This window comes from Streptomyces sp. NPDC050842, assembly GCF_044456565.1.
Lineage (GTDB): Bacteria > Actinomycetota > Actinomycetes > Streptomycetales > Streptomycetaceae > Streptomyces.
This window is the reverse complement of sequence record NZ_JBITGA010000011.1, coordinates 265,012-289,946: the sequence shown is the minus strand read 5'-3', so window position 1 is coordinate 289,946 and position 24,935 is coordinate 265,012. Positions and strand designations below refer to the sequence as shown.

The 24,935-nt window shown below is 72.1% G+C and carries 22 protein-coding genes and 2 pseudogenes; 15 read left to right on the top strand and 9 right to left on the bottom strand.

The annotated features are described in order from the left end of the window. Nucleotides 1–189 precede the first annotated feature (189 nt). From ACIBG6_RS32575 to ACIBG6_RS32565, 3 genes and pseudogenes are all read left to right on the top strand, one after another. Nucleotides 190–537: pseudogene (locus ACIBG6_RS32575) on the top strand (integrase); the annotation flags it as partial. Nucleotides 538–685: 148 nt separating this feature from the next. Beyond that, complete coding sequence (locus tag ACIBG6_RS32570; protein WP_399226321.1) at nt 686–1,327, top strand: tyrosine-type recombinase/integrase; 642 nt, start codon at nt 686–688, stop codon at nt 1,325–1,327. 154 nt (nt 1,328–1,481) lie between these two features. Continuing rightward, nucleotides 1,482–2,394: pseudogene (locus tag ACIBG6_RS32565) on the top strand (transposase family protein). Between the two features lie 126 nt (nt 2,395–2,520). Here ACIBG6_RS32565 and ACIBG6_RS32560 read toward each other — a convergent pair. The 3 genes from ACIBG6_RS32560 to ACIBG6_RS32550 form a co-directional block, all read right to left on the bottom strand. Beyond that, complete coding sequence (locus ACIBG6_RS32560) at nt 2,521–3,486, bottom strand: MASE1 domain-containing protein (RefSeq protein WP_399226320.1); 966 nt, start codon at nt 3,484–3,486, stop codon at nt 2,521–2,523. Between the two features lie 187 nt (nt 3,487–3,673). Next, nucleotides 3,674–4,516, bottom strand: a complete 843-nt coding sequence (locus tag ACIBG6_RS32555; RefSeq protein WP_356679053.1) for a PP2C family protein-serine/threonine phosphatase — start codon at nt 4,514–4,516, stop codon at nt 3,674–3,676. Nucleotides 4,517–4,919: 403 nt separating this feature from the next. After that, nucleotides 4,920–5,129, bottom strand: a complete 210-nt coding sequence (locus ACIBG6_RS32550; protein WP_399226319.1) for a hypothetical protein — start codon at nt 5,127–5,129, stop codon at nt 4,920–4,922. A gap of 112 nt (nt 5,130–5,241) precedes the next feature. Between ACIBG6_RS32550 and ACIBG6_RS32545 the strand changes: the two genes are divergently transcribed. Genes ACIBG6_RS32545 through ACIBG6_RS32535 form a run of 3 tightly spaced genes read left to right on the top strand, consistent with a single transcriptional unit; the run spans nt 5,242 to nt 6,358 of the window. Beyond that, on the top strand, nt 5,242–5,571 hold the full coding sequence (locus tag ACIBG6_RS32545) for a hypothetical protein (RefSeq protein ID WP_399226318.1): 330 nt from the start codon (nt 5,242–5,244) through the stop codon (nt 5,569–5,571). Between the two features lie 36 nt (nt 5,572–5,607). Next, nucleotides 5,608–5,889 carry an SDR family oxidoreductase gene (locus ACIBG6_RS32540; RefSeq protein WP_399226317.1) on the top strand — a complete coding sequence of 94 codons (282 nt, stop codon included), beginning with the start codon at nt 5,608–5,610 and terminating at the stop codon, nt 5,887–5,889. A 31-nt stretch (nt 5,890–5,920) separates the two neighbouring features. Continuing rightward, nucleotides 5,921–6,358, top strand: a complete 438-nt coding sequence (locus ACIBG6_RS32535; protein WP_399226316.1) for an NUDIX domain-containing protein — start codon at nt 5,921–5,923, stop codon at nt 6,356–6,358. Here ACIBG6_RS32535 and ACIBG6_RS32530 read toward each other — a convergent pair. Beyond that, nucleotides 6,297–7,592 carry a hypothetical protein gene (locus ACIBG6_RS32530; RefSeq protein ID WP_399226315.1) on the bottom strand — a complete coding sequence of 432 codons (1,296 nt, stop codon included), beginning with the start codon at nt 7,590–7,592 and terminating at the stop codon, nt 6,297–6,299. The two genes, ACIBG6_RS32535 and ACIBG6_RS32530, sit on opposite strands and share 62 nt — an antisense overlap. 759 nt (nt 7,593–8,351) lie before the next feature. On the opposite strand from ACIBG6_RS32530, the gene panD reads away from it, so the two are divergent. The 3 genes from panD to ACIBG6_RS32515 all read left to right on the top strand — a co-directional run bounded on the left by panD (nt 8,352) and on the right by ACIBG6_RS32515 (nt 10,959). After that, nucleotides 8,352–8,777 carry an aspartate 1-decarboxylase gene (gene panD, locus ACIBG6_RS32525; protein WP_317601339.1) on the top strand — a complete coding sequence of 142 codons (426 nt, stop codon included), beginning with the start codon at nt 8,352–8,354 and terminating at the stop codon, nt 8,775–8,777. Beyond that, a complete protein-coding gene (locus ACIBG6_RS32520; protein ID WP_399226314.1) occupies nt 8,746–9,141 on the top strand; it encodes a GNAT family N-acetyltransferase in 396 nt (131 codons plus the stop codon). Before panD ends, ACIBG6_RS32520 begins: the two co-directional genes overlap by 32 nt. A gap of 384 nt (nt 9,142–9,525) precedes the next feature. Then, nucleotides 9,526–10,959 (top strand): transglycosylase family protein, encoded by a 1,434-nt coding sequence (locus ACIBG6_RS32515; RefSeq protein WP_399226313.1) that lies wholly within the window; start codon nt 9,526–9,528, stop codon nt 10,957–10,959. Here ACIBG6_RS32515 and ACIBG6_RS32510 read toward each other — a convergent pair. Next, complete coding sequence (locus ACIBG6_RS32510; RefSeq protein ID WP_399226312.1) at nt 10,840–11,832, bottom strand: DMT family transporter; 993 nt, start codon at nt 11,830–11,832, stop codon at nt 10,840–10,842. The two genes, ACIBG6_RS32515 and ACIBG6_RS32510, sit on opposite strands and share 120 nt — an antisense overlap. Nucleotides 11,833–12,077: 245 nt before the next feature. On the opposite strand from ACIBG6_RS32510, the gene ACIBG6_RS32505 reads away from it, so the two are divergent. The 3 genes from ACIBG6_RS32505 (at nt 12,078) to ACIBG6_RS32495 (ending at nt 14,813) form a co-directional block, all read left to right on the top strand. Then, entirely contained in the window at nt 12,078–12,821 is a 744-nt protein-coding gene (locus ACIBG6_RS32505) for a (2Fe-2S)-binding protein (RefSeq protein ID WP_399226367.1), read from the top strand. Nucleotides 12,822–12,887: 66 nt separating this feature from the next. Beyond that, nucleotides 12,888–14,372, top strand: coding sequence for an SDR family NAD(P)-dependent oxidoreductase (locus tag ACIBG6_RS32500; protein ID WP_317601346.1), 1,485 nt, complete (start codon nt 12,888–12,890; stop codon nt 14,370–14,372). 270 nt (nt 14,373–14,642) lie between these two features. After that, nucleotides 14,643–14,813: a hypothetical protein gene (locus tag ACIBG6_RS32495; RefSeq protein ID WP_314614228.1), complete on the top strand. Its 171-nt coding sequence runs from the start codon at nt 14,643–14,645 to the stop codon at nt 14,811–14,813. A gap of 132 nt (nt 14,814–14,945) precedes the next feature. On the opposite strand, the gene ACIBG6_RS32490 is transcribed toward ACIBG6_RS32495, so the two are convergent. From ACIBG6_RS32490 to ACIBG6_RS32480, 3 genes are read right to left on the bottom strand one after another with little or no spacing between them, the layout of a single operon-like run. Further along, nucleotides 14,946–16,352, bottom strand: a complete 1,407-nt coding sequence (locus ACIBG6_RS32490) for a lipase maturation factor family protein (RefSeq protein WP_399226311.1) — start codon at nt 16,350–16,352, stop codon at nt 14,946–14,948. A 22-nt stretch (nt 16,353–16,374) separates the two neighbouring features. After that, a complete protein-coding gene (locus ACIBG6_RS32485) occupies nt 16,375–16,929 on the bottom strand; it encodes a DUF1990 family protein (protein ID WP_399226310.1) in 555 nt (184 codons plus the stop codon). Further along, nucleotides 16,926–17,897, bottom strand: coding sequence for a YndJ family protein (locus tag ACIBG6_RS32480; protein WP_399226366.1), 972 nt, complete (start codon nt 17,895–17,897; stop codon nt 16,926–16,928). The genes ACIBG6_RS32485 and ACIBG6_RS32480 overlap by 4 nt, the downstream gene beginning before the upstream one ends. 216 nt (nt 17,898–18,113) lie before the next feature. Here ACIBG6_RS32480 and ACIBG6_RS32475 point away from each other — a divergent pair, with 216 nt between their 5' ends. The 3 genes from ACIBG6_RS32475 (at nt 18,114) to ACIBG6_RS32465 (ending at nt 23,163) form a co-directional block, all read left to right on the top strand. Beyond that, nucleotides 18,114–19,331 carry a DUF6777 domain-containing protein gene (locus ACIBG6_RS32475; protein WP_399226309.1) on the top strand — a complete coding sequence of 406 codons (1,218 nt, stop codon included), beginning with the start codon at nt 18,114–18,116 and terminating at the stop codon, nt 19,329–19,331. 286 nt (nt 19,332–19,617) lie between these two features. After that, on the top strand, nt 19,618–21,597 hold the full coding sequence (locus tag ACIBG6_RS32470) for a SpoIIE family protein phosphatase (RefSeq protein ID WP_399226365.1): 1,980 nt from the start codon (nt 19,618–19,620) through the stop codon (nt 21,595–21,597). Nucleotides 21,598–21,810: 213 nt separating this feature from the next. Beyond that, nucleotides 21,811–23,163 carry a wax ester/triacylglycerol synthase family O-acyltransferase gene (locus ACIBG6_RS32465; RefSeq protein WP_399226364.1) on the top strand — a complete coding sequence of 451 codons (1,353 nt, stop codon included), beginning with the start codon at nt 21,811–21,813 and terminating at the stop codon, nt 23,161–23,163. A 25-nt stretch (nt 23,164–23,188) separates the two neighbouring features. Here the strand turns inward: ACIBG6_RS32465 and ACIBG6_RS32460 are convergent, their stop codons facing one another. Then, nucleotides 23,189–24,901 carry an alpha/beta fold hydrolase gene (locus ACIBG6_RS32460; protein WP_399226308.1) on the bottom strand — a complete coding sequence of 571 codons (1,713 nt, stop codon included), beginning with the start codon at nt 24,899–24,901 and terminating at the stop codon, nt 23,189–23,191. Nucleotides 24,902–24,935: the final 34 nt, after the last annotated feature.

Genomic DNA, 24,935 nt, shown 5'->3' with positions numbered 1-24,935 from the left:
GGGGCGTTGGTGAACTACGTTCAAGTCCAAGATCTGACTATTTGGCGTCGCCGCAGGTCAGGGGCATCATGTGCCCCCCTCAGGTCAGCAAACGGTCAGCATGCGTCCGCGTGGTGTCCGCGCTTGCTGACCTGCGACCGACAGTGCGGTGCCTGAGCAGGTTCTTGGGCTGGAACGGATGGTGCGTACATGGCCCGACAGCTCGCCCGCGGTATGGGGTCCTTCTTCAAGGACTGCGGCTGCGCGAAGCCCACCCGCTGCCCTCATCCGTACTCGATCCGCTTCCGGGACGCGCTGGGCAAGCAGCGCGAGGAGTCCGGTTACGGCACGCAGGACGAGGCGATCGAGCGTCTCACGCAGCTCTACACGGAGAAGAAGACCACGGAGCCGTCGGTGGCAGCGGCCCGCCGTGAGCTGGGTCAGCAGACGATCGAGGAGTACGCGAAGCAGTGGCGGCCTCGGCAGCGCAAGATGACGGACTACTCCACGGGCTGGCACGTCGACAGCTCGATCAACGTGCACATCGTCCCGCGCCTGGGATCGCGGAAGCTGAACTCGGTCACGCCGCTGGTGGTCGAGCGGTTCCTGGACGAGATGGAGAGCGACGGGGTTGGCCGAGGCAACCAGGTGAACATCTTCCGGGTCCTCAAGACCATCCTTCGGGACGCGTACGCCAAGGGGGGGCATGGCGGACGACCCGGTGAAGGGAGTCCAGGAACCGGAGTACGTCCGCGAGCAGGTCGCCATCCCATCCCTCGCCTACGTGAAGAAGGCGCTGACGGTCGCCGACGAGGACCTGGCACTGGACATCGTCATGATGGCGGGATGTGGCCTGCGTAATGGTGAGGCGCGGGCGGTGAACGTCCACAACGTCGTAGCCCAGGACGTGTACCGGGTGCGCGAGCAGATCCACTCCAACACGCTCAAGCCGGCGAAGCTGAAGCACCGCAAGACGGGGGAGTTCCGGGAGGTGCCGCTGCCGCGGTCGGTCCGGGAGGCGATCGAGCGGTACGAGGAGAAGCACGGCACCACGACGGACGGATACCTGCTGCGCGGCCCGGGTGGCTATTTCACGGGGGGCATGGAGCGGCGGCGGGTGAGGAAGCTCTTTGCGGATCTCCCGCCGGAGGAGGGGGCGGGGATGTACGGCTTCCGGCACTACTTCGCCTCGAACGCCCTCGGAAACGGGCTCCCGATCACTGACGTGGCGGAGTGGATGGGGCACAAGTCGATCGAGGAGACGTACCGGACCTACCGGCACCTGATGCCGGGCAGTATCACCAAGGCCGCTCGGATCCTGGACGCCGGCCTTTGGGAAGCAGCCTGATTTTCGGCTTCGGTTTTCGGCTTCGGTAGAACAACAGGTTCTTCGTCTGCTGGTGGTACAGCAGACGCACCCACGCTGACCTGTAACGAGCTGGTGCGTGATTGCGGTTGAGGGGTGATCGCGCGGGGATGGGATGATCCAGCCCGTGGTGATCATGGTCAACCGAAACGTCCTCGCGCATCAGCTGTTCACCGGAACCTCCCGTCAGCATCTAGCTTGTTTGGCCGAGGAGTTGGCCGACCCGTGGCAGGCCGCTGTCGAGGGGCGCCGTCACGAAGCACTTGGCGTCAGGAAACGCGAGGCGGGGGCAGGTGCCCGGCATCGGCTTGTGTTCGTCGACCGGCTGGTCGCCACGCTGATCCACCTGCGGCACGATCTCCCGCACCCTGTCCTCGCCCTGCTGTTCGGTGTCGACCGCTCCACCGCCACCCGGGCCATCGGAGAGATACGCAGGCTTCTGGCCGCGCGGGGATGCGCGGTCCCCGACCGTCCTGGCCTGCGGCTTTGGACCCTGGCAGACGTGTTCGCCTATGCCCAGGCCGAGGGTATCGAGCTGCGGCTGGACGCCACCGAGGTCCAGGTCCGCCGCCCCTTGGCCGGCCGCGGCGGGCGCCGGGCGTTCGTCTCGGGCAAGAAGAAGCAGAACACGATGAAGGCCACTGTCGTCGCCGACCGTCAGGGCCGCCCGCTCTGGGCCGATGCCCTGCGGCCTGGGCGGATGCACGATGCGACCGCCGCACGCAATGAAGGCATCGCCGTCTGTTTCCAGCACTTCCCAGGGGTGGAAGTGCTTCTGGATGACGGCTACCTCGGCCTCAGACGCGACCACCCCGGTAAGGCGATCACACCGCTCAGAAAGCCCAACAGGATCGCCTTCTCGCAGGTGCACGCCGCCAGAGAAGAGGCCCGGCACCGGCACTCGTCGAAGCGCATCACCGTCGAGCACGTGCTCGCCGACCACAAACGCTGGAAGCAGCTGACCCGCTGGACCCACCGGCGAGAGGTCCTGCCCGACACCTACCGGGCCATCGCCGGCCTCGTCTCCGGACCGCAACACCATCGCCTGACAAAACCACCAGCTCAGGACGTGCATCTCCAACGCAATCACGCACCAGCTTGTCAGCGCCGGACGGTTCCCATGCCTTGCAGTCGTTGTACGGCTCCTGATCCCTGCGCCGGCTCCGGCGCGGGGATCACGGATTCCGGTGCCCGCCGGGTGGGGCTGCCCGGGTCTCGGTGGTGCCGGGTAGACCCGGTGAGGGCTCGCCCGCCGCGAGGTGTTCCAGGACCTCCGTCAGTTCCTGGCAGGCGTGGCGCACCGACCGGCGGGTCGCACGCTGCTCGGTAATGATGGAGGCGAGAAGCAGGGCGGTCAGGGCAGCGGAACCGTTGAACGCCTGGAGCTTGGCCATGATCTCGACGTCCGTGAGGTGGAGGAACGCGCCCCGTCCGGAGGTCGCCTCGAAGGTGGCGAGCACGGAGGCGAAGAGCGCGCACAGCATGCTTCCGACGAGCTGGAAGCGGAGCGCTGCCCAGATCAGCAGGGGGAAGACGAGGAAGAGCATGCTCATCGGGCTGAGCACGGCCATGGGCATGAGGATCAGGGTCGTCAGCCCCAGAAAGGCCGCCTCCTTCCAGCGCTGTACGCGGAACCGTCCGGCCGGCCCCGCGAGGACGAGCAGGAGCGGGGCGACGAGCAGCACCCCCATCGTGTCGCCCACCCACCAGGCCAGCCAGACGGGCCAGAACTCGCTCTTGTCCAGGGAGCTCTTCGCCACCTGCAGTCCGACCCCCGCGGTCGCGCTGATCAGCATGGCGCCGAACCCGCCGAGGAAGACCAGGGAGAGTCCGTCCCGCAGCCGCGCCATGTCGAGCCGGAAGCCGGCCCGTCTCAGCAGCAGGAAGGCGCAGAGTGGCGCGACGGTGTTGCTGACCACGGTGACCACGGTGGTGGGGCCCGGAGTGGCGAGGGAGGCGATGACGAGGAAGGAGCCGAGGGCGATCCCAGGCCAGACCCGCGCGCCGAGCAGCAGCAGGGCGGCGACGGCGACGCCGGTGGGAGGCCAGATGGGGGTGACCACCACGCCTTCGACGACGAGGCGGCCCATCAGGCCGAGTCGTCCGGCCGCGTAGTAGCAAACCGCCACGGCCAGCGACATCAGAGCCGCCTCCGTAGAGGACCGGAACTGCCGAGTATCCAACACGTCAGCCATCAGACACCGGCCGGGCCGCCACGACCGGGCAAGGCCCCTGCGTGTCGGGCGCCGCCGTCCGGCACGGGCCCGGGCCGGTCCGCGGACCGACCCAGTCCGAGGACCGACCCGGCCCGAGGAGAGCCCCCTCCCCTCACTCCTCGGCCGCCGACCGGGCCGGACCGCCGTCATGGCCGACGACCAGGACGGCCGCGTCGTCCTCGTGCCCCACCGTGGCCGCCAGCTTCATGACGGCGGTGGCGAGCGCGTCGACGTCCAGCCCGGCGACGGCGGTGATCCCGGCGAGCCGTGTCACCCGGTCCAGACCCTCGTCGACGTGGAGCGAGGGCCCCTCCACCACCCCGTCGGTCAGGAGGACGAAGACACCGTCGGCGGTGAGCCGGTGGCGCGTGGCCGGGTAGTCGACGCCGCGCAGCACACCGAGCGGAGGCCCGCCCTCGCTGTCGTCGATACCGGAGCGGCCGTCGGTGGTGGCCCAGATGTAGGGGATGTGACCGGCCCGGGCGCACTCCAGGGTGCCGGCAGCGGTGTCGAGCCGCAGGAAGGTGCAGGTGGCGAAGAGGTCGGCGCCCAGAGAGATCAGCAGGTCGTTGGTGCGACCGAGCAGCTCTCCCGGGTCTCCGGTGACGGAGGCCAGCGCGCGCAGTGCCACGCGGACCTGTCCCATGAAGGCGGCGGCCTCGATGTTGTGCCCCTGCACGTCACCGATGGACATGCCGATCTGCCCGCCGGGCAGGGAGAAAGCGTCGTACCAGTCACCGCCGACGTTGAGCCCGTGGTTGGCGGGCTCATAGCGGACGGCCAGCCGGGCGCCCGGAAAACTGGGCAGGTCCGAGGGCAGCATGCCGCGCTGAAGGGCCACGGCGAGCTCGACACGGGAACGCTGCGTCTCGGCCAACTCCCGCGCCCTGGCGGTCAGCGACCCGAGCCGGACCAAAAGGTCCTCGCTGCTGTCGGCCGGCCGTCTGCGGAACATCGATCACTCCGACGTCACGACAATCCTCGCATCACTCCGTCCCGTCTCCAGCACGCGGGACCACACGGGACCACCTCGGTACGAACAGGTCCTTCCCACTCTGCCCGGAGGGGACAGCGTCCGCATCTCATCGGCGGAGAACGCGGCGGATCCCAGCGGGGCCACCCCACACCGCCGGAAACGAACAGCGGTTCGGCGAGATCGAAGGCATCGCCCCGCCCCTGACCTCTGTCCGGACCGAGCAGGCCGACGCCGCGCGACTCGCCCGGCGGTCACCCGCCGCCCCGGCGCCCGGTGCCTGCCTGACCTGGCGGCAAGGCACCGGCGGCCCCAAGGACGCCGGGCACGACCACGAACCACACCCTCGTCCCCCGGACGCGCCGGCCGGTCTCGCGGGCGCCGCTCAGCACACCTTCCGGTAGGGGATGCCGGGCAGGCACGTCCGCCACTCGGCGGGCGAGAGCGTCCCTACGGCGCGGCGGCACACCTCGGTGACCGCCCGCGCCGGGTCGATGTCGTACGTCTGGACGGGGACGCGCGCCCCCGCCGCGTGCGGGGTGCGGCCGTCCGCGCCGAACGCGAGCGACAGGACTCGACCTAGGCGGACAGGCATTGTGGCCCGCACATGATCATGACGGCGGTCCGGCACTCAGCCAGGGCGCCCGAAGCCGACGAGATTCCGCGAGCGTCCACAAGGGGCTGCGCTGCGGGTAGAGAATCCCGCCATGGCAAGCAAATCCCAAGCGCGATCTACGGACAGCGCGAAGCTCCGACTGACCTCACCCCTCCGTGAGAAGCTCAAGGCAGTGGTTTTCGACGCGAACGCCTACGGTCATGCCCGGCCCGATCTCGACCACCTTGAGCGCTTGGCTCAGCGACTGGCAGGCATACGCGTCGAGACCTGGGTACCCAAGCCCGTCGCGTGGGAGTGGGCTGAGCACCTGGCCAGCGACTGGCAGGTCCTGAAGAACGCGGCGTCCACCGAGCGCAAGCGACTACAGGATGCCGGCCTCAATGCCCCGCGGCGACTGGCTACGCCGACCGGGACGAAGTGATCGCGGCGGCGCTTGCCAACCTGGAGGCTCCGGGCAATGTCCGTGCGCGTCGGCACCGTCTCGCAGGTGGTCCCCGTCCCAACCAACCTGGCCGGAGGCGCTGACCGCGGTCCTCGACACCGACCGGCGCGTCCCGCAGCACGAGCCGGCCCCGGTCTGGGGCTCCGCACACCCCCGTCGCTACCTCGGGGGCAGTGCGTCCCGCGCCGTGGCCTGCCCGAGGACGTCGCGGCCCTGGTGGCATTCCTTGTGGGCCCCTCCGCCTCGTTCATCACGGGGCAGTCCGTCCACGTCGACGGCGGCTGGCTGCTGCACTGAAGACCGTCAACAAGCAAGGAGACGAACCGAAATGATCGAACGAGTCCGCGCCGTCCTCGTCACCGCCGACGACACGATGCTGGTCATCCGCCGCACCAGGCCCGGCATCCCCGAGTACTGGGTCCTGCCCGGTGGCGGTGTCGAGCCCGGCGACGAGTCCCGGGAGGCCGCCCTCCACCGGGAGATCCACGAGGAGATCGCGGGAAAGGCTGACATCATCCGACTCCTCCACACGTTGGAGACCGACGACGAGCGCCAGCTCTTCTACCTCGCCCGCATCGCGACCTGGTCCTTCGACGACCGCACCGGCCCCGAGTTCAGTGCCGAAGGCCGCGGCGAGTACGCGCTGGAGGAGGTCCCGCTGACTCTGGAGGGGCTCGACGGCATCGACCTCAAGCCCGAGGAGATCACCAACGTGTTGAGGGGAGCCATCGGCGCCGGGAGCCTTGGAGCCGGGGTACCGCTCTGAGCCTGCAAGCAGATCGACATCCCGTCGGGGCCGGCTCCGAGGTGGGTCGGCCCGGACGGCGATCCCCGGTCCTACCGGGGCTTCTCGTCCTGCCCCGGCAGCAACCGCAGGGCGAAGACGGAGCCGTCGGCGTGGACGGAGACGGGGCCTCCCCAGCTCTTGTCGAAGGTGAGCCGGGGGCGAGTGTCGCGGCCGGCGTGGACGACGGCGCGAAACTCCTCTCGACGTCGCCCCTGGCGAGGAGACGGAAGAGTGCCTGGTCCACGCCGGAGAACGCCTCGACGCGAGGACCGTTCAGGCGGAAGACGTGGTCGGTGCCGACGTACTCGGTCCCCAGGAGCGTGTGGGCAGCGTCCTGCACACTCGTGCTGGCCGCGTGTTGGAGGCCGGTGAAGCGTTTGTGACCCTGCCGCTCGGTGAGGTGGCGGGCGGTGGCGCGGCCGGAGCCCGTAAAGGCCATGAGGCCCGCCGCGGTGGTGTGGGCCAGGGACTCCTGGAACCAGGCGAAGTCCTTCGGCTGCACGTGGCAGCCCCGCACCGGATCGGGAGCCACCAGGCCCTTGGCCGGCGGGTGGATGTCCGGCATCACGTTCGCTTGCGTCAGAGACGCGTTCAGGTTCGGCTCCCGGCCCTCCGCCGGGGACAACCGGCCGCCGCTGCCCGGCGCCAAGGGCGTGGACGGCCATCGTGCCCCGTCCGTCGAGATCTCCGTGCTGCACAGCAGGGCCGGGGTCTCGTTCCACGCACCGATGTGGACCGCTTCGGTGTGGACGGAGGCGGAGGCCAGCTGGTCGGCGGAGGTAGCGGAGTTGCGGTGGTTGCCCTTGCAGGCGAGGGGGAAGACGCGGGACGCCTCGCCCGGCCGCCAGACCTCGGCGAAGTAGTGGGGCCGGTAGCGGTACTTCACCTTCTCGCCCTTGTCCCTGCTGGTGAGGGCCCAGCCCGCGCGCAATGCCGTGTCGGCGGGGACGATCGTCACCGAGTGGCCGGGGAAACGGCGGCGCAGCATGTGCTCGGCGAGGGTGAGCGCGAAGCCGATGCCGAGCTCGCCGGACTGCAGCGACTTGTAGTGGTCCGCGATGCGATGGCCCTCCTCGGTGAGACCGAGGAAGGAGTCTCCGCAGCCGGCCAGGGCCTGGGTGTACTTGAGCGCGCCCCAGTGCTCCGCCAGCCCCCGGCCCGCACCGCGCCACGACGAGGAAGTACTCCAGAACCTGACCCAGCCATCGAACATCTCCGTCCACTCCGACGACGCGCTCGTCGGCAAGGTGAAGGCCGCCATCGCGGCGGACGACAAGAAGCGGAAGAACGAGTACGAGCCCCTCCGCAGGAAGCCCGCCCTCAACCCGATCCCGCCGACGGAGCTGCCCCGGCAGTTCGAAGTGACTCTCTGGGACGTCCTCCACACCCTCGCCCGGGCCACCGCCCTGTCGGTCGGCTTCAACAGCTCTCCTCACGGCGTGCGCGGGTGGTTCGCCATCGGGCTGGACCGTACGGAAGGGAGGAGAGGCGCACGCAAGTGCGCAGGGGCGCGTGACTTGGAGCTCGGCCCGGGCGGACCGGCGTCGACGCCTTGGCCCCGCCTCGCTCGCGAGTTCCACGCTGCCGAGGGGCCTCGGGCGGGCGGCAGGCAGCGAGCCGACTTCCGGGGCTGTCGATCGGCTGATGGCCGCAGGGACCGTGTTCCATGAACCAGAGGGATATCGGTGCCCGACAGGTCGGTGGTGCGTGGACGCACGTCGTCCGTGTGTGGATCTCCCTCGCATCTGATGGATCATCAGGTAAGTCAGCATTCGGTCAGCATGAGCCCTCGGGTGTTCCCGGAGGATTGCCCGAACAGGTGTCGGTGACGGCGCGAAAGCCCAGGTGGGGGCCCGTATCGCCTGATGGGAGCGATGTTCCTCACAAACATCGAACGGGCGTGTCGGTGTAAGGTCGAGACCGCCCTTGACCTGCACAAAGCAGGCAGGGAGCCGTCTTCGAGGAGTCCAAAGTGCTGCGCACTCTGTTCAAGTCCAAGATCCACCGGGCGACCGTGACCCAGGCCGATCTGCACTACGTCGGGTCCGTCACCGTCGACGCCGCCTTGATGGAGGCGGCCGATCTGCTGCCCGGTGAGCTCGTGCACATCGTCGACATCGACAACGGGGCCCGCCTGGAGACCTACGTCATCGAGGGCGAGCGCGGTTCCGGTGTCATCGGGATCAATGGTGCCGCCGCGCACCTCGTGCACCCCGGTGACCTCGTGATCCTCATCAGTTACGCGCAGGTCGAGGACGCCGAGGCGCGGGCGTTCACGCCGCGTGTCGTGCACGTCGACGCGGACAACCGCATCGTGGAGCTCGGGGAGGACGCCTCCGCGCCCGTTCCCGGGAGCGACACGGTCCGTGCTCCGCACGCCGTGCCCGCACAGATCTGAGCCGAGGGAGAGACGCCGCATGGCCGAGTTGAAGATCCGCGACGACCGGACGAACGGGCGCCTGGAGGCGTTCGAGGAGGACACCTTCGTCGGTGTCATCGTCTACTTCGTCCTCGACGCCGACCCCCACGCCCTGGTGGCGGTCCACACCATCGTCGAGGACGGGCACGAGGGGAAGGGCATCGCCGGAGCGCTCGTGCGCGAGTTCTACACGATCGCCGCCGGCGCGGGCGTGCCCGTCGTGCCGCTCTGCCCGTACGCCGCCAAGTGGGCCGACCGCCACCCGGACGAGGCCCCCGTCCCGTCGGGGGACGTCGTCCGCGCGGCGAAGCTCCAGCTCAAGGCCACCCCCGGCCTCTGGTGACCCCGAAGGGAGCGATCCGGCGGGCGCGAGCCCGTCCGCCGGGTCACCCTGGGGAGGGAGGATCCCGACCACCGAGAGGTCCGTGATGACCCACCCCTTCCCCGATCCGCAGCCCTCACCCGTCCCGCCCCCGGTGCCCACCCCGCCGCCGGTACCCCCGCCCAACCCCGTACCGGTGCCGCCTGACCCCGTGCCCAGCCCGGTGCCCGAGCCCGGCGGACCCGTACCGGAACCCGAGCCTCAGCCCCAGCCCGGCCCCGCGGGACTCCGCCCGCCGTCAACAGGAAGGTGACACAAGGGGCTTGATGTTCCGCCCCGCCCCTTGTCACGGAGCGTGCGCCACCCCTAACTTGGACGGCTGTCGCTGTGTTCCAAGGGGGGCCCATGGGCGTACGCGGACGTCACCGCCGCCACCAGCCGAGCCGGATCAACCGTGCCTCGCTCACCGTCACCGCGGGAGGCGCCGGAATGGCGCTGCCGCTGATCGGCGCGGGAGCCGTACAGGCCGCCTCGCTGGACGTCTGGGAGAAGGTCGCGGCCTGCGAATCCTCCTCCAACTGGCGCATCAACACCGGGAACGGCTACTTCGGCGGCCTCCAGTTCAGCCAGTCCACCTGGGAGAGCTACGGCGGCACGCACTACGCGCCACGCGCCGACCTCGCCTCCAAGGACCAGCAGATCGCGATCGCCGAGCGAGTCCTCAAGGGACAGGGGCCCGGCGCCTGGCCCTCGTGCGGGCCGCGCGCCGGCCTCGCCCGCGGCGGCGAGGCGCCCGGCGGCACGGCCGAGGGCCCGTCCAGCGGGGGGAACGCGCCGAGCACCGCGTCCCTGCCCGGGCAGCGCGTCTTACCCGAGCAGGTCACCAAGCGCGCCGGTCCGACCACCGTGCCCACCATCCGCGAGATGTACACGGTCACCCCCGGCGACTCCCTCTCGAAGATCGCCCGCGAGGAACGCGTCCAGGGCGGCTGGAAGCGGCTGTACGAGTCCAACCGGCCCGTGGTCGGCGACGACCCCGACCTGATCCACCCCGGCCAGCGGCTGACCCTGCGCATCGCCGCCCCCAAGAAGGCGGCGGAGGCGAAGACGCCCCCGCGGGCCGTGACACCTCCGCGGGCCGTGACACCTCCGCGGGCCGTGACGCCCCCGCGGGCCGTGACGCCCCCGCGGGCCGTACCACCCCCGCCCGTGAAGACAGCCCCGCCTGTGAAGGCCACCCCTCCGGTGAAGGCCGCCGCCGTCAAGCCCCCGGTCACGAAGGCGCCCGCCTCCAAGACCCCGGCCCCGCGTGCCACCCCCGCCGCCAAGCCGCCGGCCAAGCCCGCCGCCAAGCCGAAGCCGAAGCCGAAGACGCAGACGAAGCCCGTCAGTCGGCCCGCGTCCACGCCCCGTCCCGCCGCCGCGCCCGACGAGGACCGCTACTCCGCTCCCATCGCCGCCGGCATCGGCACCCGCTACGGCACCCGCGGCTCCTCCTGGTCCAGCGGCTACCACACCGGCGTCGACTTCCCCGTCCCCACCGGCACCTCGGTCAAGGCCGTCGCCGATGCCAAGGTCGTCTCCGCGGGGTGGGGCGGTGCGTACGGATACCAGGTCGTCCTGCGGCATGAGGACGGCCGCTACAGCCAGTACGCCCACCTCTCCGCGCTCACCGTCCGCGAGGGCCAGCGGGTCCAGGGAGGGCAGCGCATCGGACGCTCAGGGTCGACCGGCAACAGCTCGGGGCCGCATCTCCACTTCGAGGTACGGACGGGTCCCGGGTACGGCTCCGACATCGACCCGCTGGCCTACCTCAGGGCGCGGGGCGTCTCTATCTGACTCCGATGACGCCGACGTCGCCGATGACACCGACAGGGTCTCCGGCGGCACCGCCATGCGGTCCAGGGTGAGCTGGACCAGGCCGCCCGCCGCGACCGCGCCGCAGATCAGCGCGGCGACGGTGCCCGCCGTGCCGTAACGGAAGCTCTCGCCGAAGAGCGTGAGGCCCACGGCCGCCGCGACCACCGGGTTCACCACGGTGACCGTGGCGAGCGGGGCGGCGAGCCCCGCGCCCCGGTACGAGGCCTGCGAGAGGAGGAGCCCGGTCACGGCGAGCGCCGACAGGACGAGCAGACCGGTCCACTCGGCGAGCGGCGCGCCCGAGGTCCATTCCTCGGCCACGGACTTGGTGAAGACCGAGGCCATGCCGAAGGAGACGCCGGCCGCGGCGGCCAGGATCACGCTGCGCAGCACGGACCGGCCCACCAGGTGGGCCACCGTGAACAGGACGGCCACCACGGCGGACGTGCCGGCCGCGAGCAGCCACCGTTCCCCGTCGGCGAGCGACTGCGTGTCGGAGCCGTTCGTGAGGCTCAGCAGGCCGGCGAGGCCGACCGTGGCCATGAGGGCGCCGCGCCAGGCCCGCCGCCCGGCCTTGCGGCCGACGAAGAGGGCCGCCATGGGCAGCGCGAACACGATCGTGAGGGCGCCCAGCGGCTGGACCAGGCTGAGCGGGCCGAACGCCAGGGCGACCACGTGCAGGGTCGCGCCGAGACCGTTGAGCAGGACGGACACCCACCAGGCAGGGCTGCGCAACGGCGCGTAGCGCGGACCGGCCGCGGAGGCCGCGACCCGCTCCTGCACGATCGCCGCGGCCGCGTAGGCGACCGCCGAGACCAGGGACAGGAGCACGGACAGCAGGAGGGGGCTCATACCCTCCACGATCTCTCTTCCGGGCGAATCCGGCGTCGTACCAGGGAACGTCTTGGGGGGTACCGCCGTCGCAGTACGCGGCCCGCGCGTACGACCGGAGATGTACACCCGCGCAGGTCGGAAGGGGTGGAACGGGATCTTTCCGGCGCCCTCCCGCCGGTGCGGAAGAATCATGGCGGTACGGAAGTCTTCGCCGCAGGACCGAGGGACGTGGGGGCAGGCACGTGGAACCCGAGCTGGATCTCGTGGCGAGCGGAGCGAGATGGGGGTACCCCCGGCCGGAGGCTGGGGGAGCATTGGTCGGCGGTTTCTTCGCGCTGCGGACCACCGCGCCGGAGACCGGAGGGGCGCACCTCCCCCTCGCCCGGTTGTACGCGGGGGAGGACGGCCCCCTCACCGCGCGCGTGGACCGGGTCGCCGCCCGGCTCCGCGCTCCCGAGCGGCGGGTCGGGGCCTCCGTCGCCCACCTCGGGCTCGCGGCCAGGCTCTGGTCGACCGCGCTCGGACCGGCCGCGCTGTACGGCGCCTTCCCCGACCTCGCCCCCGGCGAGCTGCACTGGGACGGGGCGCTGACCTCTCCCGACGACCTGTGGTGGTCCGGCTCCGCGACCCGGCCCGCCACCGTCGACGCCCTCCGCGCGGCCGTCCAGGAGGCCCACCTCGTCCCGCTGCACGCGGCGCTGCGCCGCGACGGCCGGATCTCGCCCCGGCTGCTCTGGGGAAACGCGGGCTCCGCCCTCGCCGGCGCCCTGCGCGAGCTCACCCGCTGGGCCCGTGCGCAGGGCAGGCCGGAGGTCGCCGAGCGGGCCGCCGTCCTGGTCTCCGGACTCCTCGACCACCCGGACCTCGCCGGTACGGTCCGCGGCCCCCGGCTGCGCCGCGCCAGCTGCTGCCTCTACTACCGCTGCCCCGGCGGAGGCCTCTGCGGGGACTGTGTCTTCGACCACGCCCCCCGAACGGGTTTGGAGGCGCGGCCCCCCGCTCCGTAAAGTTGCCTATTCGAGCGCCCGCGAGCGGCGGCGACGACGTACGAGCGAACGAGGAACCCGAAGGCCATGACGGTGACCGAAGAAAACCAGGACTACGGGCCGGGCGTCGACCCCGAGCGCCTGGCCGTCTGCCTGAGCGTTCTCGACGAGCTCGACAAGCTGGACGTCGACCACCCGGACGCGATCGTCGTCCGGCGCGCCACCGCCGGCATCTACCGGACCGTGAAGCAGCGCCGCCGCCAGGAGCGCCGGGCCGCGAAGACCGCCAACGACAAGGCGGTCACCGAGGCCACGGCCACCGGCTCCGCGCAGCGCATCGACGACGAGACCGAGGGCATCCTGCCCTCCTCGGTCACGGAGGAGGGCAGGATCGCCGGGATACTCCAGCGTCCGCGCTCCTGCTACGTCTGCAAGACGCGGTTCGTCGAGGTCGACTACTTCTACCACCAGCTCTGCCAGCCCTGCGCGGCGCTGAACCGCGCCAAGCGCGACGCCGGCGCCGACCTCACCGGCAAGCGCGCGCTGCTCACCGGCGGCCGGGCCAAGATCGGCATGTACATCGCGCTGCGGCTGCTCCGTGACGGCGCCCACACGACCATCACCACGCGCTTCCCCAAGGACGCCATCCGCCGCTTCAAGGCCATGGACGACTCCGCGGAGTGGATGCACCGCCTGGAGGTCGTCGGCATCGACCTGCGCGACCCGGCCCAGGCCGTGGCCCTCGCCGACCAGATGGCCGAGGCCGGTCCGCTGGACATCCTCATCAACAACGCGACGCAGACCGTGCGCCGCCTGCCCTCCGCCTACGCCGCCCTGGTCGACGGCGAGAGCGCCCCGCTGCCCGCGGGCGAGCTCCCGGCCCACCACGTCATCGGCGCCTTCAACTCCGGTGCGGTCGGTGAGCTGGGGACGGCCGCCGCGCTGCCCGTCGGTGTCAGCGGCCTCGAGGCGCAGCAGGTCGCCGACCTCGCCCTGGTCGCGGGGAACGCCAGCATCGCCCGGCACCTCGACGGCACCGCGATCGACGCGGGCGGCCTGGTGCCGGACGTCGTCGAGAGCAACACCTGGGTGCAGAGCATCGAGCAGATCTCCCCGGTGGAGCTCCTCGAGACCCAGCTGTGCAACTACACGGCGCCGTTCATCCTGATCAGCAAGTTGCGTCCGGCGATGGCCGACGCCGCGAAGAAGGCGGCCAGCGGGCGCGCCTACGTCGTCAACGTCTCGGCGATGGAGGGGGTCTTCAGCCGCGGCTACAAGGGCGCGGGGCACCCGAACACCAACGCCGCGAAGGCCGCGATGAACATGGTGACGCGGACCAGCGGCCAGGAGATGTTCGAGACCGACGGCATCCTCATGACCTCGGTCGACACCGGCTGGATCACCGACGAGCGTCCGCACTTCGACAAGCTGCGCCTCGCCGAGGAGGGCTTCCACGCCCCGCTCGACCTCGTCGACGGCGCGGCCCGCGTCTACGACCCGGTCGTGCGCGGCGAGGCCGGCGAGGACCTCTACGGCTGCTTCCTCAAGGACTACGCCCCCGCCAACTGGTAAAACGCAACTCCGAAAGAGCGCTCTACCTGCTGGTAGAGCGCTCTTTCGGCTTCATTCACTCGATCGCATCACACTTCTGAGCCCGGTAGAGCGCGGACGCGCTCATTTGGTTACTCTGATGTCCACGGTCGGCCACCGAGTAAACACACCATCCTCACGGCCGGTCCGGGGACTGGCCTGCCACCAAGGCCGCGGTCCCGCCCGATGAACGGCGCCACCGCGACCGACGGCACCAAGGCCCCATTGGTACGCGACACAAAGGAGTGCGCGGTGACACCCGAACTGACGAAGCAGGAACCGAGACCGGCCGAATCCCAGGACCGGCCCCGCCGGAACGGCGAGCTCGGAAGTCTCGAAGTGTGGGCCCACGCGGCCCCGATCCGGCTGGCGGGCTACGAGGACGACCTCGCGGAGCCCCACATCCTGCCCGGCATCGACTGAGTCTTCGACCAGGTCATTCATCGACCACGTCATCCCGACCGAACCGGTGCCCTGACGTAACCCTTGCTTCACTCCGCTGCCCCCGTCCTCCTTCCGGCCGGGGGCAGCGGTACGTCCCCAGCCGATACGTCGCTACCTGAGCCGGATCGGCGGCAGGTACTCCCGCACCAGCGTCCGGTGCCACCACGCCCCGGTCTCGCGCAGCTCGCGCCACGTCGTGTACCGGTACCGGTACAGCCGGGCGCGGACGTGCGTCGGCGGTGCGTCGGGGAACGGGTTGTGGGCGAGCAGCCGCAGCGTGTCGCGGTCGCCGTCGAGCAGCCGCTCCACGAAGGGCCCGAACCACTCCCGCGCGTACCCGGGGGAGAGGGCGGCGAACCACATCAGCCAGTCCAGGCGCAGGTGGTACGGGGCGAACTGGCGCGGCAGCCGTCGCGGGTCGCCCGGCTTGCCCCGGAAGCCGTACTCCCGCCACACCGTGCCCGCGTGCGGTGCCGGATCGTCGGTGCCCTCGACGACGATCTCGTCCCGTACCCGGCCGACCGTGCCGAACGCGCCGTACGTGTTGACCAGGTGGAACGGGTCGTACGAGCGGTTCATCGCCTGGTTGCGGGAGAGCAGGTTCCGCACCGGGCGGTAGCTCCGGAACAGGACGAAGGCGGTCACCGCGACGACCACGACCACGTACCAGAGCGGCGGGTCCGGCCGCGGGTGCTCATCGGTGAGCGCGGAGGCGTCCACGACCGAGACGGCGAGCACGATGGTGATCCAGTTCAGCCAGGCGAAGTTGCCGGAGAGCACCAGCCACAGCTGGGTCGCGATCATGAGGCAGGCGGCGATCGTGGCCACCGGCTGCGGGGTGAAGAGCAGGAACGGCACGAACAGCTGGACGACGTGGTTGGCCGCGGCCTCGACCCGGTGCAGCGGGCGCGGCAGATGGTGGAAGAACCAGCTCAGCGGGCCGGGCATCGGCTGTGTCTCGTGGTGGTGGTAGAGACAGGTGAGGTTCCGCCAGCAGCGGTCGCCCCGGATCTTGATGAGACCGGCGCCGAACTCGACCCGGAAGAGCAGCCAGCGCAGCAGGAAGAGGACGAGGACGGGCGGTGCCGTGTCGTCGTTGCCGAGGAAGACCGCGAGGAATCCGGTCTCCAGGAGGAGCGACTCCCAGCCGAAGGCGTACCAGGTCTGGCCCACGTTCACGATCGACAGGTACAGGGCCCAGAGCACGAACCAGAGGAGCATCGACACCGGCAGCGGCACCGCGTCACCGGCGCCCGCCACGAGGGCCAGGGCGATCGCGGCCCCGGTCCACGCGACGGCCGCGAACAGCCGGTCGGAGTAGCGCCAGTGGAAGAGCGAGGGGGTACGGCGCGGGCCGGCCACGTGCAGGTACTCCGGTACGGGGAGCATGCCGCGCTCGCCGATCAGCGCCCTGAACTGGAGGGCTGCCGACAGGAACGCCACGCAGTACAGCCCGGCGAGGCCCCGCTGGAACGCGATCCGGCTCAGCCAGAGGTCGGGCGCGGTGAACCACTCCATCGCTTCCAGTATCGGCCCGGGATCACGCCCTGACGAGACGCCGGAGCGTCCGGCCGAGATGCCAGGCGTACGCCCGCTGGAGCACGGGGACCAATGGGCCGGCGAGCCGGGTGTACCAGGCGGCGGGCCGGCTGAACGCGGTGACCGTGAACCGGACCGTGCCGTCGGGCGCCAGCTCGACGACGAAGGACTCCTCGCCCTGCTCCGGGTGGCCGGTCAGGGTGCCGTAGGCGAAGCCGGTGCGGTGCTCCTCGTACGCCGTCCAGATCACTTCGCAGGGGACGCCGATACGGACCCGGCCGACGCCCGCGGACACCTCCAGGCGGACGCCGGGCTCGGCGCGGACGGCCTCGCTGCGGACGGTCGCCCCGGAGGCGCGGTGCGTCCGCCAGGTGGTGACGGCGGTACCGGCGGCTTCGAAGGCGGCGCGGCCGTGGCCGACTACCGCGCTGTGCCGCAGGTGGTGGTAGCCCTCGGGGAGGGCCTCCGGGGAGCGGGTGGCGCCGACCTCGCGGTAGGTGAGGCTCGGGCGCGGGGTGCGGGTGGTGTGGGAGTGGCTGTTCGTGAGGCGGGTCATGCCGGGAGCTCCGTTCGCGGGTGGGTCGGGTGAGGTGTGTGGGGCGGGTGGTGCCTGTCGTGTGCGTGGCCCGTCTGGTCCGTCTGGTCCGTCTCGGCCGTCTCGGCCGTCTCGGCCGTCTCGGGCGTCTCGGGTGTCTCGGGCGTCTCGTCCGTCCGGAGGCGGCGCCGGGCGAGCAGGGCGCAGACCGCGAAGCCGAGGGCGTTGCCCAGGCCGTGCGTCGCGGCCATCCACGTGAGGCTGAGGTGGGGCAGGCCGGTGGCCTCGCCGAGTGCCCAGTTCAGGGCGAGCAGCATCGTGACGACGAGGACCAGGGCCGAGACGGCGAGCAGCGCGCGCGTCAGCCGACCGGTCGCGAGGTCGCGGCGTTCCCGCAGGGTCAGGACGGCGACCCCCGCCATGCCGGCCGTCAGGACGACCGCCCCGGCCAGCTCGGCCCAGTCGTCGACGAAGTAGCCGGCCAGGACCAGCAGCGTGCCCGCCGGCACGCTGAGCGCGGCGAAGCGGGCGGTGGGGCCGTCGTCGGCGCGGCAGACGAGACCGGCGACCAGGGCGGCGGCGAAGCCTGCGAAGTGGAAGTGCGGGACGGTCAGCGCGAGGAGGTCCAGCTCGAAGCCGAAGAGCGAGTACGAGGCCCGTTCGGCGACGAGCGCCAGACCGGCGACGGAGGGGGCGGCCAGCGCGGTGAGCACGGCGATCTCCCTGGGCCGAAGGGAGCGGGTCAGCATGAGGCGGGCCGGGGCCTGGAGCGCGAGTGCCACCGTGGCGAGGGCGTAGACGGCGGCGAGCCCCGCCGAGAATCCGGAGCGCGGCAGCCACAGGGCCAGCGCCCCGGGGGCGGCGAGCAACGGCCAGGCGCGCCGGAGCGGGTCCAGGCCCGGTGGTCGGGGCCCGTCCAGGAGCGCGAGCCCCGTCGGGACGACCCAGAACATGCCGATCATCACGACCGGGTTCACCAGGATCGACAGTGCGGTCACGAGACACCCCCCGACTTGAACGTGTTCAACTGGCGCCCTGAGCGTAGGGGTTTTCTTGAACGCGTTCAAGTGGGGCGTTCGACCGGCCGGGTGGCGGCCGACCCGGTCGGCCTTCCTCCGCTTGCGGGGGCCCGTGCGCTGCGACAGACATGAGGGACTGGCCGGAACCGGGCGCCGGGCCCCGGAGAGAGAAAACGGGAGAACCAGGTGCGCACACCTCTGCGCCGGACGCGGCGAACCCCCACCGCGATCACCGCGACCCTCGCCTCGGCTCTCCTCGTCGCCGGCTGCTCCTCCCACGAGCAGAGCGGAAGTCACGGCGAGCAGCCCGCGGCAGCCACCGCCCAGGACGTCCACCTCCAGCCGCTCGCCGCGCGGGGCCCCGACCCCTTCACCGCGTCCAGCGCCCGGATCACCGGCCGGGCGGTCGTCCCGGAGCGGGACCCGGACGCCGCCTCCGTCCAGCAGGTCCGCGAGATCACCGGCTCCACCCCCGGCCTCTACGGCGGCACCCGGTCGGAGGCCAGCTGCGACGTCGAGCAGCAGGTCTCCTTCCTCTCCGGCGACCACGGCAGGACGCGCGCCTTCGCCGAGGCCGCCGGCATCCCCGAGGTGAACGTCTCCGGCTGGCTGCGTGGGCTGACCCCGGTCGTCCTGCGCGCCGACACCCGGGTCACCAACCACGGCTACCGGGGTGGCCGCGCCACCCCCTTCCAGTCCGTCCTCCAGTCCGGTACGGCGGTGCTCGTCGACCAGTACGGCTCCCCGCGCGTCCGCTGCGCCTGCGGCAACCCGCTCCGCAGCCCGGCCGCGGCCCAGGGGGGTGTCCACCAGGGCGAGCCCTGGGACGGCTTCGACCCGGAGCACGTGATCGTCGTCCGGCCGACCACCACCGTCGTGACCAGCCTCGTCATCGTGAACGCCGCGGACAGCAGCTGGATCGAGCGGCGGACCGGCAGTGACGGGGCCGAGGACCGTAAGCCCGCCGTCGAGCCGGACTGCGACCCGGACGAGTGCCACCTGACCGGGACCGTCGCACCGACCCCCGCGACCCCCGACCCGGTGACCCCGACCCCCGTCCCCGGGACCCAGGACCCCGTGACACCCGAGCCCTCCCGTCCCGACGCGGCCACTCCCTCCTCGCCGGATCCGACGGACCCCGCTCCCGCGAACCCCGACCCGTACGAGGAGCCGCCCACCGATCCGTACGTGGACCCGTCTGCCGAGCCCTCTGCCGACCCGTACGCCGACCCCTACGAGGAGCCGGTGCCCGACCCGTACGAGGATCCCTCCAGCGACCCGAACGCCGACCCGAACGCCGAGCCGCCCGTCTATCCGCCCGACGCCCCGGAAGGGGAGCTCCCGCCCGAGGAGTTCTTCCCGCCCGACACGGAGCAGGAGCAGCCCGAGACCTTCGAGGGATGAGAGGGCGCCACGAGGTGAAAGGGATCTTCGTGGTGCGCGGGGGCGGGGCTGCGCCTAGCGTGGCCCCATGAGCGCGGGCAGAGGGGGCGGGGAGGCGGCCGAGCGGCTCCGCCATGAGCCGGGGGAGCCGGGCGAGACAGCGGAACCAGCCCGGGCGGAACCAACCCGGGCGGAACCAACCCGGGCGGAAGCAGCTCCGGCGGAACCAGTGCCGGCGGAACCAGTGCCGGCGGGGCAGTCCCGCGCCGCCGCGCGGATCCTGCACGACTACGGCTCGGCCTTCCGCATGGGCGGATTCGACTGGGATCTGCTCACCGGCACGATGATCATGGACGACGCCGCCCTCGAGGTGTTCGACCTGGACCGCGCGGAGTACGACGACCGGCCCGAGAGCCTCGGCCCCCGGGTCCTGCCCGACGAGGGCCGCCGCCTCGACACGCTGGTGGCCCAGGCGCTCAAGGAGGGCAGTGACCAGTACGGCGCGTACTTCCGTATCCGGCGCCGCGACGGCAGCCATCAGTGGACCCACACCCAGGGCCTCGTCGAGCGCGACGACACGGGCCGCCCGGTGCGCATCGTGGGCATCCTCCGCGACGCCACCCACGAGCTGACCGAGTCCGCCGCCCGGCTCGGCCTCGACGAGGGGCGCCGACAGCGCGCGGGCGTCGTCGAGGGCACGACGGCCGCCCTCGCCTACGCCCGGACCGTGCAGGACGTCATCGACCTGCTCAACGACTCGCACGCCCTCGAACACTTCGGCGCCGCCAGTCTCGTCATGGGCCTCCTCGACGCCGGCCGCATCCATCTGGTCGCCGAGGGGCCCGACGGCGCCTTCGTGCCGGGCACCCGCTTCACCCGGGTGGACGAGCCGTACCCGATGAGCGAGGTGATCCGGACCCTGAGGCCCCGGTTCATCGACTCGGCCCGGGACTTCGCCGAATCCTTTCCCGTGCTCTGGCCGCACATCAGTGGCCTCGGCATCACCGCCGCCGCCTATCTGCCGCTCATCGCCCAGGCCCGGCCCATCGGCGCGCTCGGCCTGCTCTACAGCGACAAGACCGGCTTCAGCGAGGACGAGCGGACGCTGCTCGTCGCCCTCGGCAGCAGCATCGCCCAGAGCCTCCAGCGGGCGATGCTGTACGAGCAGGAGCACGACCTCGCCGAAGGGCTCCAGCAGGCGATGCTGCCGCGCCGGATCCCCGAGGTGCCGGGCGCGCAGACGGCCGTCCGCTACCGCTCGGCCCGCCTCGGCCGGGACATCGGCGGCGACTGGTACGACATCATCCCGCTCCCCGGGGGACGGGTCGGCGCCGTCATCGGCGACGTCCAGGGCCATGACACCCACGCGGCGGCCGTCATGGGCCAGCTGCGGATCGTGCTGCGCGCGTACGCCGCCGAGGGGCACCCCCCGGCCACCGTCATGGCCAGGGCCTCCGTCTTCCTGCACGAGCTCGACACCGAACGCTTCGCCACCTGCACCTACGCCGAGGTCGACCTCGGCACCGGGGTCGTCCAGATCGTCCGCGCCGGCCATGTCGACCCGCTGGTCAGGGAGATCGACGGCCGTTGCCACAGGCTCCCGGTGGAGGGCGGGCTGCCGCTCGGGCTCTCCGCGGAGTTCGGCCGGCTCGACTACCCCGTGACCGCCCTGGAACTCGACCCCGGGCAGACCCTGATGCTCTACACGGACGGTCTGGTGGAGAAGCCGGGCGCCGACCTCGACGAGGGCTTCCAGTGGCTCACCTCCCTCGTCCGGCGCGGCCCCGCCGACCTCCAGCAGCTCGCCGACCACCTGTGCGACGTGGTCGCCGACCGCGGTGGCGAGGACGACGTGGCGATCCTGCTGCTGCGCCGTGAGGCCGCCTTCGCGACCCACGGAGCCGGCCGGTTCCAGCAGCATGTGGCCCAGAGCGACCCGGAGGCGCTCAGCTCGGCCCGGCACATGATCAGGGCCGCGGTACGGGCCTGGGGCGCGGGCGAGCGCGCCGACGAGATCGAGCTGGTCGCCGACGAACTGATGACCAACGCGCTGATGCACACCGACGGCGGTGCGATCGTGACCCTGCGAGTGCTGAGCGGGCCCGAGCGGCGGATGCGCGTGGAGGTCGAGGACCGGTCCAGCGCACTGCCCCGGCGCCGCGAGGCGGGCGAGGCGGGCGTCTCCGGTCGGGGACTGCTCCTGGTCGAACAGATCTCCGATGCGTGGGGCGTCGAGTCGCGGGGTGGTGGCAAGTGTGTCTGGTGCGAGTTCATCGTGGCGAACTGAGCCTGTTAACTGAGCGTGAACTGATCGTACTTGACCGTAACTGTCGGTACGCGATTGACTGCGATCTCCCGCCTCTCCGCGCAGGACGTGAGGACACCACCCGTGAGCAGCAGCAGCGAGCTACTGGCCCCCGAACCACTGGCGCCCGAGCTCCAGGCCCCCGAACCACCGGCCCCCGAACCACCGGCACCCGAACCACCGGCGCCTGAGCTACTGGCACCCCTGGATCTGGCCTTCTGGCACCTGGAATCCCCCACGCACCCCCTCCACCTCGGGGCCCTCGCCCACTTCGGACCCGTCCCCGCGGCCCCTGGCCACGAGCCGCCGGTGGACGTCCTGGAGCTGCTCGCCCGCCGCGCCGCCGCCGTCCCCAGGCTCCGGATGCGCGTGCGCGACGTCCTGCTCCCCGTCGGCGGCGCCGCCTGGAGCGCCGACCCGGACTTCGACGTACGCCACCACGTCCGCGAGATCACCCTTCCCGGCGCCGACTTCCCCGCCGAGACCACCCGGCTCGCCGCCGAGCTCATGGAACGCCCCGTCGAGCGCGGCCTGCCGCCCTGGGAGATGTACCTGCTCACCGGCGCCCCCGACGGCTCCTTCGCCGTCCTCGTCAAGCTCCACCACGCCCTCGCCGACGGCATGCGGGCCGTCGCCATCGGCGCCGGGATCTTCGACGAGATCGCCGCCGGCCGCCGCCCCGCAAGCCGCCCCCGCCCCGTACCCCCGCGCTCCTGGCTCCCCGGCCCCGGCCGCCTCCTCGACCTCGCCCGGGACCGGCTCGGCGACCTCGGCCGGGCCGTCGAGGTCGGTGCCTCGGTCGTCAGCGCCTCCGTCGTCCGCGCCGGCCGCCTCGACGGCCCCGCCGCCCCGCTCGCCGCCGAATCCAGCGGTACGCGCCGGCTCGCGACCGCGACGCTGCCCCTCGACCGCGTCCACCGCATCCGCCGCACCACGGGCGGCACCGCGAACGACGTCCTCCTCGCCGTCGCCGCCGGAGCCCTGCGCCGCTGGTTCGAGGGGCGCGGACTGCCGCTCCCCGGCGCCGACCCCCAGGCCCTCGTCCCCGTCTCCCGCCGCCGCCCCGGCGCCGCCCCCGGCCCCGGCCCCGGCAACAGCCTCTCCGGGTACCTCGTCGACCTGCCGGTCACCGAACCCGACCCGGCGGCCCGACTCGCCGCCGTACGGCACGCGATGGACCGGAACAAGGCCGCAGGCCCCTTCAAGGGCGCGGGCGCCGTCGCCCTCCTGGCCGACCGGCTCCCCCCGCTCGCCCACCGCTTCGGCGCGCCCTTCGCCTCCGGCGCCGCCCGGCTCCTCTTCGACCTCCTCGTCACCCAGGTGCCGCTGCCCCGCTCCGCGCTCTCGCTCGGCGGCGCCCCGCTGCGCGCGCTCTTCCCCATGGCGCCGCTCGCCCGTGGCCAGTCCCTCGCCGTCGCCATGTCCCCCTACGGAGGCAGTGTCCACATCGGTCTCGTCGCCGACGGCGAGGCGGTCCCCGACCTCGACGCGCTCGCCGCCGCGTTCACGGCCGAACTCGACCTCCTTGATCCTTCGGACGCCCCGTAGACGCAAGGATCACTCCGTCGCTCCGTCACTCCGTGCACGTCGTGCCGGGCAGGACCTTCGTGAGGGAGATCAGGTACGCCTCGACCCTCCTGTCGACGCAGGTGCTGCGGCCGTAGCCGGTGTGGCCGGGGGCGTCGAGCGACAGCAGCATCCCGCCGGGGAACTGGCGTGCCAGGCTCACGGCCTCCCCGTACGGCGTGGCCGGGTCGCCCGCCGTCCCCACGACGAGCACCGGCGGAACGCCCTCGGCCGTCACCCGGTGCGGGCGCTGGGGACCGGCCGGCAGGTCCTTGCAGACCAGTTCGTTGACCACGCCGGTGGTGCCGTAGACACCCGCGGCCTTCTCCGCGGGGGCGAGGGCGTCCCAGTAGGCCCGGGCGTCGCGCGGATGAGGGACGTCGAGGCAGTTGATCGCGATCAGGGCGGCGTCGGTGTTGTCCTCGGGCACGTCGTCCTCGGGCGCGCCGGACGGCTCGCTCTCCGCGGGACCCTCGGAGCCGTCCGCGTCCGAGGACCCGTCGGAGGCGTCCGCGCCTGTGTCCTCAGGCTCATCCTGTCCCGCCGCCAGGGCCGCCAGCCTCGTTCCGTCCCCGCCGTTCGCCGCGGCCAGTGCCTCGGACAGGTCCTGCCACTGCGCCTCCGGCGTGTACATGGACAGGCTGAGCGCCGAGACGAGGGCCGGGGCGTCGAGACCGTACGCGGAGTCGTCGACCGGCAGCGACTCGCGCTCGGTCCGTTCCAGGAGACGGTCGATCAGGGCCCGTATCTCCGCGGGCGTCGCACCCGGGCAGGCGTCGCCGACCGCTTCGGCGCAGGACTCGGCGTACTCCTCCACCGCCTTCCTGAACCCCGTGGACTGGCCGAGCATGCGCTGCCGCCAGTCGAGCGACGGGTCGACGGCCCCGTCCAGGACCATCGCCCGTACGCGGCGCGGGAACTGCTCGGCGTACGAGGTGCCCAGGCTCGTCCCGTACGACCAGCCGACGTACGTCAGCCGTCGCTCGCCGAGGGCCGCCCGCAGCACGTCCAGGTCACGCGCGGCGTCGTCCGTTCCGACGTGGGCGAGCAGCGGACCGCTGGCGGCCCGGCAGCCGGCGGCCGTCGCCCGGGCGCTCGCGAGGGCGTCGGCGCGCTCGGCGGCGGTCCGGGGGTGGAGCGGCACGTCGGCGGTGGAGTCGTCCGGGGACTCCTCCCCGCCTTCGGCCGGTTCCGCCGAGTCGGCGGGCGTGCAGGTCAGGGCCGGCTTGCTCCCGCCGACTCCGCGCGGGTCGAAGGACACGATGTCGAACCGCTCGCGCACACCCCGGCCTATGTCGTCGGCGACGCCGTCCTTGACCAGCTGTACTCCCCGCTCGCCCGGGCCGCCGGGGTTGAGCACGAGCGATCCGACGCGCTTCCCCGTGGTCGCGGTGACGGCCTTCGCCACCGGCAGGACGAAGGTCTTGCCGTTGCCGGGGCGGGCGTAGTCCCTCGGGACGGTGAGCGAGGCGCACCGGTGGTCGCCGCAGGGCCGCCAGTCGAGCTTCTGGTCGTAGAAGCGCCGCAGGTCGGGGCGGGAGGCGGGGTCGGCGGGGGCGGCCGAGGTCCTCGGCCGGTTCCCGTCCGAGCCGGTTCCGGCCGTACAGGCCGCCAGTGAGGTGGCGCCGAGGACGGCGAGGGCGAGGACGAGGGTCCGGCGGCGGGTGGGGGCGGTGATCACGGCGTACTCCCATGGGTGGTCGGTCCAGGGAAGGATCACGCGCGGATGCTGAGGATTTGCTGAGGCGGCGGTG